Source organism: Amycolatopsis sp. NPDC001319 (assembly GCF_042896185.1).
Classification (GTDB): Bacteria; Actinomycetota; Actinomycetes; order Mycobacteriales; family Pseudonocardiaceae; genus Amycolatopsis.
In genome coordinates, this window is sequence record NZ_JBIAWY010000011.1 from 116309 (window position 1) to 130039 (window position 13731).

Consider the following 13731-nt stretch of genomic DNA (forward strand, 5'->3'; position numbering starts at 1 on the left):
CGCCGGGCCTCAGCCCAAGCGCACCAGGGCGCTGCCCTCGGCGGTCTGCTCGCCGAGCTGGTTGCGCGCGGACAAGGCGATCAGCACCTCGCCGTTGTCCCGCACCTCGGTCACCTCGCCGCCGCACCAGACGGTGTCGCCGAAGATGTCCGGCCGGCGCAGGCGCACGGAGAACTCGCGCAGTGAACCGGCGTCACCCATCCAGTTCAGCACGGGGTGCGCCATCCACCCGCATTTCTGCGGGCCGTTGTTGTACGCGCCGGGCATGCCGATCTCCTTGGCCACCTCGGGGTCCTGGTGCCCGAGGCTGGGTAGCACGCGCTCGCTGAAGTACGTGGGGTCGTAGTTGTTCGGCAGCCGCTCCGGCTCCTCGACGGCCCACGTGCGGTACAGCCACGAGATCTCGCCCGCCTTGTAGCCGGGCGAACCGATGCAGCCGGCGTAGTAGGCCGTCATGGTGATCTGGTCGATCGGTCCCTTCACCACCTCGGGGACCACGTCGCCGACCTGCACTTCGGCCGGGTTGCGCGGAGTGGTACCGCGCCGTGCCTCGGTCGTCGCCCAGCGGCGGATCTCCTCGAGCTCCTCGTCGCGGTAGACGTGCTTGTCGCGGGCCTTGTACGACAACCCGCCGGACGCCGATGCGCGCGGCACGCGGAACGTGCTGGCCAGCGCCTCGGCCAGCAGCGCTCCGTCGCTCTCGCGGCGGTACTCGGTGTGCACGCGCTGGATGGCGAACCGGTCGGAGTGGCGGCCACTGTGGACGGTCACCTTCCCCAGCCGCGCCTTCGGCAGGATGCGGTCGCCGCGGTGGATCGTCTCGTGGAACACCCACTCCGTGCCGGCGTAGATCGGCTGCACCCCGGGAAAACCGAGGCCGACGGCACCGTCGTAGCTGGAGTACAGGAACGTGGGCGGGGCGATCACGCCACCGTGCGGGCTCGCCGCCGCGTACTGCTCGTCGTGGAACAGCGGGTTGTGGTCGCCGAGGCCCCAGGCGTAGTGGCGGATGGTGTCCAGTGTCGCCTCGTTGTTCCACGGTTCGACGCGGATCTCCTGGCCTTCGAGCGCTGCCGCCTCCGACAGCATCTCGTCGGTGATCTCGGTGCTGAACTCAAGACGCGTGGTGGCCATTGGTGCTCGCCCCCTCTTCCTCGAAGTCGTTCTCCCAGGCCGCCCACAGCTTGTAGCCGACCTTGCCCCAGCCCGACACGCCCAGCACGAGGAACGCGATCTGCAGCGACTCGCGCAGCTGCTCGGCGGCCAGCCCGGCGCGCTTGGCCGCGCGCAGGTGGTTGATCGCGCCGCCGGCGTTGCTCACGGCCAGGTCGAACATGACCAGCAGCAGCTCCTTCATCGCGAGGGAGAGCCCGTCGGCGTGCTGGGTGTAGATCCGCTCGCGGATGTCGGTGTAGTCGCCGGCGAAGCCCTCGTCCATCGCGAACATCGTCGAGATGGCGGGCGGGATGTTGCCCAGCGACTCCTGGTAGTGCTGCAACCTGTCTTGTGCGGTCATGCTCTTCCCTTCACCCTTCATTTCCGCCCGATCGCGTCGATCGCACGGACCCCGTCCGCCAGCACGAGCACGGGGTTGAGCTCCACAAAGGACACCGGCTGGTCGGCCAGCGCCGTGAACAAGGTGGTGATCGCGGCGTTGAGCGCCTCGACGTCACTCGCCGCCTGGCCGCGGTAGCCGGACAGGAGCACGCCGAGCCGGGACTCCCGCAGCGTCGCCAGCCGTTGCTCGGGCGGCCAGCCGTGCCAGAGCACGACCTGGTCGTCGAGCAGCTCGGCGTTCACGCCACCCGGGCGGAGCACGGCGGACAGGCCGTACTCCGGGTCGCGCACGACGGCCACCAGCACTTCCTGCCCCGAGCCGACGCCCTGCTGCACCACGACGTCGTCACCGTGCTCGGCGCACACCTTCGCGACCCGCTCGTACGCCGCCGTGAGGTCGTCCTCGCCGCGCACCACCGCGACGGCGCCGAGCTCGGACCGGTGCGCGATCGTCCGTCCGGCCGCCTTGACCGCCACGGGGTAGCCCCACCGGCTCGCCGCCTCCGCCGCGGCCGCCCGGTCGCGTGCGGAAACCCAAGGCGCCCAGGGGAAGTCCGTGGGCAGCAGGGTGGCGATGTCCGGCAGGCCGAGGTACCCGGTCAGGTCTTCGGCGGGGTCGGCCGTGGCTTCAGCACCCGCGTCGCCCGCCAGGAGGCCCAGCGCCTGCACCGCGCGTTCCGGCGTCGGGACCACGGCCACCCGTGCCGCGGCGAGCCGCGCGAGGAGGTTTTCCGGGATCGGGTCGTCCTCGCTGAGGTGGCTCAGCACGACGGGACTCGCAGCGGGGGATCGCGCGGTGAGGATCTCGGTCAGCACCTCACGGTCGTGCGCGAGGCTCGACTCGACGGCCACGACGACGTCCGATTCCGGCGCTTCGGACAACGTTGCCACCGTGCGCGCGAACGTCTCGGTCTCGCCGAGGAACGGCACGTCCATGGGGTTGTGCAGTTCGACCCGGTCCGCCAGCACCTCCCGCAACCGGACGCGAGTGGAAGAACCCAGCTCCGGCAGCGACAACGCCGGCGCCTGCTGCACGCGGTCGGCCAGCACCACCGCCCCCGCCCCCGACACCGACGCGGCGGCGATCCGCGGCCGCGCGGGCAGCTCGCCGACCACCTGCGCGGTCACCAGGCAGTCGGCCAGCTCCGCGATGCCCGGCACCCGCACGAACCCGGCCTGCTTCAGCACCGCGTGGGAGATGTCGCTCGACCCGACCACCCGCCCGGTGTGCCCGCCGGCGGCGAGCTGCCCGAGGTCGCTGTCGGCGATCTTGACCAGGAACACCCGTTTCCCGGTGCGCGCGATGGCTTCGGTGGCCGCAGGCAGCCAGTCGAGGTCGGTGATGGCTTCGAGGAACAGCCCGACCGTGCGCACGTCGTCGCGCGCCAGCACGCCGACGAGCAGTTCGAGCGCGCCGACGTCGAACTCGTCTCCCGTGCTGAACCAGTGCGCGATGCCGCCGCCGCGGCGCAGGATCGACATGAGCAGCCCGTTGCCGCTCGCGCCGCTCTGCGTGATCATCGCGACCGAACCGGCGCGCGCCGGGCCGCGGCCGAGCACGCTCGAGAAGTTCAGGTGGGCACCGGAAACCACGCTCATCGTGCCGACGCAGTTGGGTCCGATCACCCGCAGCCGCCGGTCGGGCGAGGCCAGGAACCGGTTGAGCTCCTGGCGCGGGGCGCTGTCGGGGCGCTCGAAGCCGCTGCCGATCACGACCGCGGCCCGCGCACCGCGGCTGTCGAGGTCGTGCAACGCACTCGGCACCTGGTCGGCGGGCAGGTTGACGATGGCGGCCTCGGCCGCGTCGACGGGGAGGTCGAGCACGGCCGGCACCGCCGGGTAGCCGCCGACGACGGAGTGGCGGGGGTTGACGACGAACACGTCACCCGTGAACCCGTAACGGCTGAGGTAGGCCAGCGGCCGGCCCGCGGGCTTGGCCGGGTCGGCCGACGCGCCGACGACGACCACGCTGCGGGGCGCGGTGACGAGGTCGACGAGCGCGCTCCCGGTGGCGAGCTCCGCCATCACGCGGCCCCGGTCACGGTGCCGGTCCACGCGCGCCGCAGCACGCCCAGCACCGCACCGGCGTCGGGAACTCGCTTGGGGTTGAAGAACAACCCGCGGTCCTGCATGACTTCCTCGGCCACCCGCGCCAGGTCGGACTCGGCGAGGCCGGTGTCCGCCAGCGTCCTCGGCACGCCCGCACGCCGCTGCACGGTTGCCGCCAGCACCGCCGCGCGGCCCGTCTCCCCGAGCCCTTCGCCGAGCGCGCGGGCCAGGATCGCCTGCTTGGCCTCGGTGTGGTCGTGGTTGTACTCCAGGACGTACGGCAGCATCACGGAGTTCGCCACCCCGTGCGGCACGCCGTACGCGGCGCCGAGCACGTGGCAGACAGCGTGGTGCAGGCCGACCCGCGCGTTGCTGATGACGAGACCGCCGATGGCCGCGGCGGTGAGCGCGTCCTCCAGCAGGTCGACGGGCAGCGGCCCGGTGGCACCGCCGATCCGCGGCAGCGTTTCCGCGAACCGCCGGGCGCCTTCCGCCGCCAGCGCGTCCGTGAACGGCGACGCGGACTTGGAGTACAGGGCTTCGGCGCAGTGGGCGAGCCCGTTCATGCCGGTGGTCAGGAGCAGCTCGGCCGGGACGTCGGTGAACAGCTCGGGGTCGTACACCACCACGCGCGAGGCGACCTTCTGGTCCCAGAACACGCGTTTGATACCACGCGCGTCCGTCGCGCCGCCGCCGGGCGTGACCTCCGCGCCCGACAACGTCGTCGGGATCGTGAGCACAGGGATCTTCGGCTGGTCGAGCTGCACGTGCTTCAGCACATCGGGCGGGGTGAACGTGCTGCACTTGGCCTCGAGCGGAAATCCTTCGGCCAGCAGGATGGAAAGCGCTTTCGCGGTGTCGCTCACACTGCCGCCGCCGACGGCCACCAGTGCGTCGGGCGGGTCGTCGCGCAGCTGCCGCGCCATCGCCTCGGTGTCGGTGATCGGCGCGTGCGGCGCGATCTTGCCGAACTCGTGCCGGACGTCGAAGCCGCGCAACGCTTCGCGCGTCGCCTGCCCGGCGGCCGACGCGAGCGAGCGCGGGCTGCCGACGAGGCACACCGAACGGGCGGACAGAGCGGTGAGCTCGTCCGGCACCGTCGCGATCGTGCCGGCCCCCACGGTGAGCACCTGCCTTGCCTGGTCGTAACGGAACACGCGGTTCAGCTCCTTTCCCCGGGCCGGTCGGTCCGGAAACGCGCCAGTGCGGCTTCGTCGATCTCGAACCCGAAGCCGGGTTCGGCGGGCACCCGCAGCACGCCGTCCCGGATTTCGGGCGGGCGGACCACGAGGTCGCCGTCGAGGTTGAGCAGGTAGGCCAGCTCGGCCGGGTGCTGCGCCGTCACGGGGCTGGCGGCGGCGAACGCGGCGCTGGTGTACGTGCCGATCGCCGAGTCGCCCTGGCTGCCCACGATCGCCTGCGCGCCGACGGCCGCGCAGAACTCGCGGATCCGCGTCGACGCGCGGATCCCCGTGCGGGCCAGCTTGATGCTGATCATCGTGCAGCGCCGGGCCAGGATCTCGGTGGCGACCTCCCGCGGCGTCGTGCAGCTCTCGTCGCCGAGCACGGGCACGGTCGACTTGGCGACCACGTCGGCGCGCCCGAGCACGTCCTCGGCCGGGCACGGCTCCTCGATCCACGCGAGCCGGTAGTCCTTTGTGGATTCCAGGAACGTCATCGCGTCGGCCGCGGAGTAACCGTGGTTGGCATCGACGTAGATCAACGCGTCGGGGTGCTCTTGCCGCAGCTGCGCGACCAGCCGCACGTCGCGGTCGAGGTCCAGGCCGACCTTGACCTTGTAGCTGGTGATGCCGTGCTCCGCGCGCAGCGCCGCGGTCTCGGCCACGACCTCGTCGATCGTGCCCGCGCCGAGGATCGCCGTGCAGCGGACCTCCGGCGCGTACCCACCGAGCAGGTCGTGGCAGGAGACGCCGAGCGTTTTGCCCAAGGCGTCGAACATCGCCAGCTCCACGGCGCCGCGGGCGGTCGGGTTGCCGGCGAGGTGGCGCAGCCGGTGGCCGAGCTCTTCGGTGCCGAGCAGGTCGAGCGACTGCGCGGCGGGGGCGATCATCGTGTCGATCACGTGCGCGATCGACACGGTGGTCTCGCCGTAGATCATCGGCCGGGGGATGGCCTCGGCCAGGCCGACCACACCGTCGGCCGTGCGCACGCGCACGAGCAGGTGCTCGGCGTGGGTCAGCCGGCCCGTCGCGAACTTCACCTCGTGTTTCAGGGGAATCCGGAACGGGATGACGTCGATCGAGGAGATCTTGCTGGTTGTCACCTGTCGCACACCTCCGGGGGAGTTTTCACAGGAACGCGTTCTCGATGACCGAGCGGGTCAGCACCGCGGCGGCCGGGCCCCGCTCGACCTCGCGGCCGAGGTTGAGCACCAGCACGTCGTCGCACAGCTCCCGCACGACGGTGAGGCTCTGCTCGGCGATGACCACGGCCATGTCCGTGGTGCGCGCGAGCCGGGTCAGCGACTCGACGAGCCCGCTGACCGCGATCGGGGACAGGCCGAGGGAGGGTTCGTCGAGCAGCAGCACCCTCGGCTGGGACACCACCGCCCGCGCGACGGCCAGCGACTGCTGCTGGCCACCGGAAAGGCGACCGGCCGCGCGGCGGCGCAAATCGCGCAGCACGGGGAAGAGCTCGTACGCGAACTCCGTCCGCTCTGCGCGCTTCGCCCGGCCGCGCACCCGCAGGCACCCCGCGTGCAGGTGTTCTTCCACGGTCAGCTCGCCGAAGAGCTCCCGCGACTCGGGCACGAACGCCAGCCCGCGGCGAGCGCGGTCCCACGCCGGCACGCCGGTGAGGTCCTCGTCGCCGAGCCGGATGGTCCCGGCGTGCGGAGCGACCACGCCGGACAGAGCTTTGAGCAGCGTGCTCTTGCCCGCGCCGTTGGCGCCGACGATGCCGAGGTAGCCGCCCGCGGCGACCTCGAAGCCGAGGTCGTGCACGACCGGGATCCGCCCGTACCCGGCGTGGATCCCCTGCGCGGAGAACGTCATCGCAGTGCTCCTTCGGCTCCGGGGCCGATGTAGGCCGCGAGCACGTCCGGGCGCCGCAGCACCTCTTCCGGGCCGCCGTCGGCGAGGATCTCGCCCTCGGCGAGCACCACCGTGCGGTCGGCGACGCGCCGGACGAAGCCCATGTCGTGCTCGACGAAGATCACCGTGGCGCCGGCGGAGCGGACGTAGTCGAGCACGCGGTCGGCCACCATTTCCTTGTCCTCCACAGGCATTCCGGCGCTGATCTCGTCGAGCAGCAGGAGCTCCGGCCGGCTCATCAGCGCGCGGCCGAGGTCCACGAGCCGTCGTTCGGGCGCCGACAGGAGGTCGACGTTCACCGCGGCCTGGTGCTCGATCTTCAGCTGCGCCAGCACTTCGTGGGCCCGGTCGACAAGTCGTCTCTCGTCGGCGAGGAAGCCACCACCGCGCAACACCGCGCCGAGGAACCGGCTGCGTTTTTGCTGACCGACGAACGCGCCCGTGGCCAGCTGGTCGAGCACGGGCAGTCCGGCGACGAGCCGCGAGTCCTGGAACGTGCGCCCGATGCCGAGCCCGGCGCGGCGCCACGCACCCACACGCGTCAGGTCGGCGGAGCCCCGCGTGGTCCGCAAGGTGATCGAGCCGCCGGTCACCGGCACGAGGCCGCTGATCGCGTTGAACAGCGTGGTCTTGCCGGCGCCGTTGGGGCCGACCAGGCCGGTGACCGAGCCGCGCGCCACGGAGAAGCTCACGCCGCCCACCGCGACCAGGCCGCCGAAGCGGACGAGCACGGAGTCGAGGTCGAGGATCGCGTCAGCCACGGCTGCCACCCGACGAACGCAGGTTCACCAGCGACCGCAGCCCACCGGGCCGCAGCACCAGGATCACGAACAGCAGGGCCGCGTTGAGGTAGCTGCCGAAGCTCCCGCTGCTGGGCAGGAACTGCTGCACCACCACCATGATCAGCACGCCGGTGACCGTGCCCCACACGCTGCCGACGCCACCGATCACGATCATCGTGAGCAGCAGCAACGTCAGCTCGAGCGTGAAGTTCGTCGGCGTGATGAACGTGAGCACCGCGCCCAGCAGCACCCCGCCGAGCCCGCCGAGCAGGCTGCTGAAGGCGAACGCCAGCATCCGCGTCAGCGGTACGTTCACGCCCATCGTCGCGGCCGCTTTCTCGTCGGTGCGCACGAGGGCGAACGCGCGGCCGATCTTCGAGCGCGTCATGCGTTGCACCACGATCAGCGCGACCGCCGCGAACACCACAGCGACGAGGTAGGCCTGATCACCGCCGAAGTCGACGAGGATCCCGTTGTCGCCCTGCGTGGGTGGCCACAGCTGGATCGCCAGCAGCGCGGCCTGGGAGAACGCGAGCGTGAGCAGCGCCAGGTACAGGTCGCGGGTGCGGATGATGGCGACGCCGATGATCGTGCCCGCCACGGTGGCCGCGACCGCGCCGACGATCAGCCCGCCCACCGGACCGAAGCGCGGTTCGGACACCGCGTACCCGTAGGCGCCGAGGGCCATGAAAGCGTTCTGGCAGAAAGCGAACTGGCCGGCCTGCCCGAGCACGACCGTGTAGCCGAGCGCGGACACCAGGTACGCGGCGAACAGCCCCACCACGGTCTGGATGTACGCGCCGCCGACGTCGGCCCACACGGCGACGATCACCGCGGCCAGCACCACCCCGGCCGTGGTCCACAGCGAACCGAGGTAGCGCTTCTCTCCGGCCGGCGACGTCACCGTGGTGGGCGTCGGCACGCGCAGCCGGCCGAGCCACTTCTCCACCGGCAGCGCGGAATCGCGGACGGCGGCCCGCACGCGGCGGGGGACGTTGACAGTGGTCATGCGCGTGCTCCGAACAGTCCGGTCGGCCGCGTCAGCAGGATCACGAGCATCACGCCGAGCGAGACGAACGCGCTGTAGCTCGCCCCGATCGCGCCCGACACGACCGACTGCACGACCCCGATCAGCACCCCGCCGACGGCGGCGCCCGGCAGGCTGCCGAACCCGCCGAGGACCACCGCGGCGAAGCTGTCGAACGTGTACTGCTGCCCGAGGTCCGGGGACAGCAGGTAGGTCGGGAAGATCAGCGCGCCGCTCAGCGCCGCGAGACCGCCGCCGACGCACCACGCCAGGGTGGAGACCCGCGCCGGGTTCACGCCGACGACCGTGGCGCCGAGGCGGTTGCTCGCGACCAGCCGCATCCGCAGGCCGGCCGACGTGCCGCGCAGCACCAGCGTGAGCCCGGCGACGAGCACGAGGCTCACCGCCATGAGCACCAGGTCGCTCGCCGACCAGCCGAGCCCCGGCACGATCGGCGAGCGGCCCGCGTACGGCGTCATCGTCTTGGCCTCGGCCCCGAACGACGACAGGAACAACCCGCCGGCGACCTCGGTGACCGCGATCAGCACGATGATCTGGGCGAGCAGGCTCGCGCCGCGCAAGGGACGCAACGCGATCTGGTCCACGACCACACCCGACGCGACACCCGCGGCGACGGCGCCGAGCATGACCACCCACGCGGGGAACCCGTGCGAGCCGAGCTCCCACGCGACGTAGCCGCCGAGCACCATCTGGCTGCCGTTGGCGAAGTTGACCACACCGGTGGCGCGGTAGACGAGCGTGAAACCGAGTGAGACGAGGGCTAGGGCGAATCCGTTGACGATTCCGGTGCCGAAAGTGGCGGTGGTGACCATCGATCAGTCCTCACTGGGGCAAGGTCAGTTCGCGGTGAGCTGGTTCTGGGTCGTGTCGCTGCCGAAGAACGAGACCTTGCCGCCGGCGATGCCGTAGAAGTTGGTGCAGGAGTTGCCCTTGTGCGAGCTCGGGGAGAACGCGATGGGGCACGGCAGCTCGGGCGTCGAGAACGGCTTCATCGTCTCCAGGCCGGTGACCAGCCCGTCGGGCGTGGTGTCCTTGGCGTTGCGCAGCCCGGCGATGAACGCCTTGGCCGCCGCGTAGGCCTGCACGGTCCACACGATCGGCTCGGTGCCCGGGTGCTCGGCCTTCCACGCCTTCATGATGTCGGCCGTGCACGGGTCCCCGACGGGACAAGCGAGCGGGGTCAGCGCGTAGTAGCGCACCTTCGGGTCCGACTTCGCGAGCTGGTCGAGTGAGGTGTTCGACCCGGCGAACGTGACCAGCGGCAGGTAGGTGGCCTGGTGGATCTCGGCGTTGATCACCGCGGCCATCGGCGGCGCGGTGATGCCGAGCAGCACCGCGTCGACGCCGGCGTCCTTCAGGCCCTGCACCTGGCTGGTCGCGTCGGTGGCGTTGGCGGCGATCTTCTCGGTGGCGTCGACGTTGAGGCCGTACTTCGCGAGCGCGGCCTTGGCACCGGACAGCGCGGCGTCGCCGTACGCGTCGGATTCCACCATCATGCCGACCTTCTTGGCGCCCATGGAGTGCACGAGCTTCGCGATGCCGACGGCGACGTCGTCGGAGGAGAACGCCGGCGCGAACGTGTACTTGTTGAGCGGTTTCGTCAGCTGCGGGTTGATGCTGCCCGGCGTGTAGAACGGGGTTTTCGTGCTGCTCGCGACCTGCATGGTCGACAACGCGGTGGGCGTGAAGGCGGGCCCGTAGAGCACGGAGACCTTGTCCTGCGTGATGTACTTGCGCGCCACCGTGACGGCGGTCGCCGGGTCGCTCGCGTCGTCGGCGTAGAGCAGTTCGACGGAGTGGCCGTTGACGCCGTTCTTGGTCAGGTCGGCGAAGGCGAGCTTGGCGGAATCCTGGTAGACCGCGTCGAACGCGGCGTCGGCGCCGGTGAGGCCGAACTGCACGCCGATCTTGATGCTGTCGCTGCTCGATCCGCTCGAGCCGCACGCGGTGAGGACCGCGGCGGCGGCAGCGACGGCGGCCACCAGCGCGAGTTTTCGCGGCCGCCTTGCAAAAGTCATCATCATTCCTCCGCGTCATTGGTTCGGATGATTCGAGACGACGACGCCGGCGGCGGCGGGGACCAGATCCGCAGGAGGCGCACTGTGAGTGCAGATTTTTACTGTCAACTCAGTCCAGTGTCAAGGCTCCGGTTGTTGATCTTTACGCTGGTCGTCGGCATACCTCCTGGTCACGTGGGATGCAACGGTCGTTGCGAAATCGACATCGACGCCCATTTCGATCTTGGTTTGGCCGGTTAAGGTTTTACTGGTTGAACTGAGGGTAAAACTTGTAGAGTGGCGGTTCACCGTCCGATCGAGTTCCGCCAACCCCGACCCCCGCCGGCGCAGGAGCGACACATGGCCTCACCCCCCGAGCAGTCCGACGAGCCGCGCAGCACTTCGGAGGGCGTGCACATCGGCGCGAAGCTGCGCGAATGGCGGCACGAGAGCCGGACCACGCTCACGGAGGTGTCCGAGGCGGTCGGGCTTTCCGTCGGGTACATCAGCCAGCTGGAGCGCGGGCGCGCGAACCCGTCGCTGGAGGCGTTGAAGCGGCTGGCCGACGTGCTCGGCCACACCGTCGGCGAGTTGTTCAGCAACGAGGCGCCGCCGCCGAACCCGTTGCGGTACTCGGTTTCCAAGAGCGGGCAACGCAAACGCATCCAGTACCCGGGCTCCGGGATCATGAACGAGCTGCTCAGCCCCGACCTGCAGCACCAGATGGAAGTGGTGTGGGTCGAGGCCCCCGTGGGCGCCACCAGCGGCGGGCACCCGCACTCGCACGTCGGCGAGGAGTGCGGCATCGTCCTGGCCGGCGTGATGATCTTCTGGATCGGCGACGACGAGGTCAAACTCGAAGCGGGCGACGCGATCTACCTCGACTCGACGGTGCCGCACCGTTGGCACGTCGGGGAAGGGGAACCGCTGAAGGCGGTTTGGCTGATCACGCCGCCCACGTTCTGAGTTCGGTCTACTGTGGACTCACTGCTGGATTGACTCGACGTTCATCGCGGGGTTGCGGCTTGGTTGACATGGCCTTCGCAATCTACGTGGCGGGGCGGCCTGAAATCGCTGCCGTTGAGGGGCTGCGGGTAACTGCCCAAGGTGAGTGGTAGCGCCAGTTGTCCACAACTCGGGTCTGCTGTGGACAACATGGTCGATCGCCAGGTTTTGTCGGTGCGCGCCGGTAGAATGGATCTTGGGCAGCCCCCGGGAGGGTGGGACTTTGCCGCCGCGGGGGTTGCGCGCGCGAAGACGAGGCAGGCTGGAAGGTGCCTTCGTTCGCGCCGGCGCGGCTGGCAGGCAGACTATGGGCCTCGGCGAACGCTCGGGCGGGTTCCCGGAACACGGCGCTGCGCTGATGAGGCCGTGGCCCTTTGCCGGGATGGCCACGGCCTTGTTCTCGGCGGAGTAGGCGAGCGAGCGTGCACGGTCGCAGGCTTTGTCCTCCACGCCGCGCCGGTCGCTTTCGTCAGCAGGCCCGGGATTTCGTCGCGGGGACGAGCACGCGGGACCGACCTGACCGCAGTTGGTCCATGAGGTGGTGAGCGTGCGGTCGACGACGAGCTGCGGGCCAGAGTCGTCGACGACCACGCCGGCCGATGTGCCGCCGAGACCGAGCGCGACCTTTGGCAGTTCCGGCTTCCGGCACCGAAATCAGCGTTCCGGCGGCGGTGGAGCCGGTGAAGCTGACCATGTCGAGGCGGCGGTGTTTCGTGATGGCTTCGCCGACGATCGGGTCGGTGCCGTAGACGAGGTTGACGACGCCGTCGGGGATTCCGGCGGCGTTGAGGGTCGCCGCGAGGAGCGGCCTCGACGTCGCAACGGGCTTGGCGACGATCGCGTTGCCGGCCGGCAGCACAGGGGCGAGCTGTCATGAGCTGCTGGAACGGGAAGCTCCACGGGGTGATCACGCCGACGAGCTCGGTGTCGTCCGGCGAGGGAATTGCACAGGGTTTCGGTCCAGGCGAAGCCGGCAGTGAGGTCCGTGGTCGAGTTGGCGACGAGCTGCGGCAGGCCGGCCAAGGCGTGGCCGATCGGGGCGCTGATCTCCGCGGAGACGGCTTGGGCGAGGTCGTCGTTGCGTTCGCGGAGCTCGGGTGAGGCCTTGAGCGTTTGGGCGCGTTCTTTTCGATGCGGTGACGGCCCATGCGGGAAGGCTTTGTTCGCTGCGGCCACGGCGCCGGTCCGCGCCTTCCAGGGCGCCGAGCGGCATGTGGGCGACTGTTTGGCCGGGGTCGAGATCGTCGAGCATGGTTGCACCGTTGATTCAGGGCTCACAGTCTCGACGAGTGCCGGCAGTCGCGGAGCGTTAGCCATGATCGGGGCGTCTATGGCTGAGCGTGGTGTTCGAACGGCGGGCATGGACCGGCCCGAACTGGCGAAATTCCTGCGCGCGCGGCGAGAGGCGCTGCAGCCCGAGGACGTCGGCCCGCGCCGCCGCACCAGCGGCCTGCGGCGGGAGGAAGTGGCCGCGTTGAGCGGCGTCTCCAGCGACTACTACAGCCGCATCGAACAGCAGCGCGGCCCGGTGCCGTCGGAGCAGATCCTGGCCGCGATCGCGCACGGCCTGCACCTCACGCTGGCGGAACGTGACCACCTGTTCCGCCTCGCGGGCCACGGCGCGCCCCAGCGCGCCGTCCGGGGCGACCACATCAACGCCGCCCTGATGCGTGTGTTCGACCGTCTGCAGGACACGCCGGCGCAGATCGAGAACGTGCTGGGGGAGACCCTGCGCCAGACGCCGCTCGCGGTGGCGTTGCTGGGTGACGAGCCTTCGTACACCGGGCTTTCGCGCGCTCGGGTGTTCCGCTGGTTCACGTCGGCTTCGGCCCGTGAGCGGTTGCCGGTCGAGGATCATCCCCACCACAGCCGCACCCTGGTCGCGCGCTTGGCCGAGGTGTTCGCCGAGACGGGCCGCTCCTCCCCGGCGGGTGTTTTGGTCGCCGAGTTGACTGCGCGCAGCCCGGAGTTCGCGGCTTTGTGGGCTGAGCACCCCGTGCTCGGCCCGTACTGCGAGCCGAAGCGGCTGCTGCACCCGGAGGTCGGCGCCATCGAGGTCCACGGCCAGACCCTGCTGGACCCCGATCAGTACCAGGCTTTGCTGATCTTCACGGCCCTGCCGGGCACGGAAAGCCACGAGAAGCTGCGGCTGCTTTCGGTGATCGGGGCGCAGCAGCTTTGACGGGTCGCCGGCCGCTGGGTGGGCGAAGCGCCGTGCCGGTGGCGGCTCGAACATGAAC

The 13731-nt window shown here is 70.5% G+C and carries 13 protein-coding genes; 2 read left to right on the forward strand and 11 right to left on the reverse strand.

The window, feature by feature from the left end:
- Positions 1–9 precede the first annotated feature (9 nt).
- From ACFY1H_RS36010 to ACFY1H_RS36055, 10 genes are read right to left on the reverse strand one after another with little or no spacing between them, the layout of a single operon-like run.
- On the reverse strand, positions 10–1134 hold the full coding sequence (locus ACFY1H_RS36010) for a MaoC family dehydratase N-terminal domain-containing protein (protein ID WP_366588437.1): 1125 nt from the start codon (positions 1132–1134) through the stop codon (positions 10–12).
- Positions 1115–1516 (reverse strand): carboxymuconolactone decarboxylase family protein, encoded by a 402-nt coding sequence (locus tag ACFY1H_RS36015; protein ID WP_386953987.1) that lies wholly within the window; start codon positions 1514–1516, stop codon positions 1115–1117. The genes ACFY1H_RS36010 and ACFY1H_RS36015 overlap by 20 nt, the downstream gene beginning before the upstream one ends.
- 17 nt (positions 1517–1533) lie before the next feature.
- Positions 1534–3612, reverse strand: coding sequence for an acetate--CoA ligase family protein (locus tag ACFY1H_RS36020; RefSeq protein WP_386953990.1), 2079 nt, complete (start codon positions 3610–3612; stop codon positions 1534–1536).
- Positions 3582–4763: an iron-containing alcohol dehydrogenase family protein gene (locus ACFY1H_RS36025; RefSeq protein WP_386953993.1), complete on the reverse strand. Its 1182-nt coding sequence runs from the start codon at positions 4761–4763 to the stop codon at positions 3582–3584. The genes ACFY1H_RS36020 and ACFY1H_RS36025 overlap by 31 nt, the downstream gene beginning before the upstream one ends.
- 5 nt (positions 4764–4768) lie before the next feature.
- Positions 4769–5890, reverse strand: a complete 1122-nt coding sequence (locus ACFY1H_RS36030) for a mandelate racemase/muconate lactonizing enzyme family protein (protein ID WP_386953996.1) — start codon at positions 5888–5890, stop codon at positions 4769–4771.
- Between the two features lie 25 nt (positions 5891–5915).
- Positions 5916–6620: an ABC transporter ATP-binding protein gene (locus ACFY1H_RS36035; RefSeq protein ID WP_366588428.1), complete on the reverse strand. Its 705-nt coding sequence runs from the start codon at positions 6618–6620 to the stop codon at positions 5916–5918.
- Positions 6617–7420 carry an ABC transporter ATP-binding protein gene (locus ACFY1H_RS36040; protein WP_386953999.1) on the reverse strand — a complete coding sequence of 268 codons (804 nt, stop codon included), beginning with the start codon at positions 7418–7420 and terminating at the stop codon, positions 6617–6619. The genes ACFY1H_RS36035 and ACFY1H_RS36040 overlap by 4 nt, the downstream gene beginning before the upstream one ends.
- Positions 7413–8450 carry a branched-chain amino acid ABC transporter permease gene (locus ACFY1H_RS36045; RefSeq protein ID WP_386954002.1) on the reverse strand — a complete coding sequence of 346 codons (1038 nt, stop codon included), beginning with the start codon at positions 8448–8450 and terminating at the stop codon, positions 7413–7415. Before ACFY1H_RS36045 ends, ACFY1H_RS36040 begins: the two co-directional genes overlap by 8 nt.
- Positions 8447–9301 (reverse strand): branched-chain amino acid ABC transporter permease, encoded by an 855-nt coding sequence (locus tag ACFY1H_RS36050; protein ID WP_386954005.1) that lies wholly within the window; start codon positions 9299–9301, stop codon positions 8447–8449. The genes ACFY1H_RS36045 and ACFY1H_RS36050 overlap by 4 nt, the downstream gene beginning before the upstream one ends.
- A 24-nt stretch (positions 9302–9325) precedes the next feature.
- Complete coding sequence (locus ACFY1H_RS36055) at positions 9326–10471, reverse strand: ABC transporter substrate-binding protein (RefSeq protein ID WP_386954008.1); 1146 nt, start codon at positions 10469–10471, stop codon at positions 9326–9328.
- Between the two features lie 375 nt (positions 10472–10846).
- Between ACFY1H_RS36055 and ACFY1H_RS36060 the strand changes: the two genes are divergently transcribed.
- Positions 10847–11452: an XRE family transcriptional regulator gene (locus ACFY1H_RS36060; protein WP_366588418.1), complete on the forward strand. Its 606-nt coding sequence runs from the start codon at positions 10847–10849 to the stop codon at positions 11450–11452.
- Positions 11453–11960: 508 nt separating this feature from the next.
- Here the strand turns inward: ACFY1H_RS36060 and ACFY1H_RS36065 are convergent.
- Positions 11961–12350 carry an aldehyde dehydrogenase family protein gene (locus ACFY1H_RS36065; protein WP_386954012.1) on the reverse strand — a complete coding sequence of 130 codons (390 nt, stop codon included), beginning with the start codon at positions 12348–12350 and terminating at the stop codon, positions 11961–11963.
- A 501-nt stretch (positions 12351–12851) separates the two neighbouring features.
- On the opposite strand from ACFY1H_RS36065, the gene ACFY1H_RS36070 reads away from it, so the two are divergent.
- The gene (locus tag ACFY1H_RS36070; protein ID WP_386954015.1) at positions 12852–13673 is read left to right on the forward strand and encodes a helix-turn-helix transcriptional regulator; all 822 of its coding nucleotides are present in this window, start codon (positions 12852–12854) and stop codon (positions 13671–13673) included.
- Positions 13674–13731: the final 58 nt, after the last annotated feature.

Bases quoted from the DNA above. Each gene is read 5' to 3' on its own strand.
- ACFY1H_RS36010 (WP_366588437.1), bottom strand. From the start codon at position 1,134: ATGGCCACCACGCGTCTTGAGTTCAGCACCGAGATCACCGACGAGATG.
- ACFY1H_RS36015 (WP_386953987.1), bottom strand. From the start codon at position 1,516: ATGACCGCACAAGACAGGTTGCAGCACTACCAGGAGTCGCTGGGCAAC.
- ACFY1H_RS36035 (WP_366588428.1), bottom strand. From the start codon at position 6,620: ATGACGTTCTCCGCGCAGGGGATCCACGCCGGGTACGGGCGGATCCCG.
- ACFY1H_RS36045 (WP_386954002.1), bottom strand. From the start codon at position 8,450: ATGACCACTGTCAACGTCCCCCGCCGCGTGCGGGCCGCCGTCCGCGAT.
- ACFY1H_RS36050 (WP_386954005.1), bottom strand. From the start codon at position 9,301: ATGGTCACCACCGCCACTTTCGGCACCGGAATCGTCAACGGATTCGCC.
- ACFY1H_RS36060 (WP_366588418.1), top strand. From the start codon at position 10,847: ATGGCCTCACCCCCCGAGCAGTCCGACGAGCCGCGCAGCACTTCGGAG.
- ACFY1H_RS36070 (WP_386954015.1), top strand. From the start codon at position 12,852: ATGGACCGGCCCGAACTGGCGAAATTCCTGCGCGCGCGGCGAGAGGCG.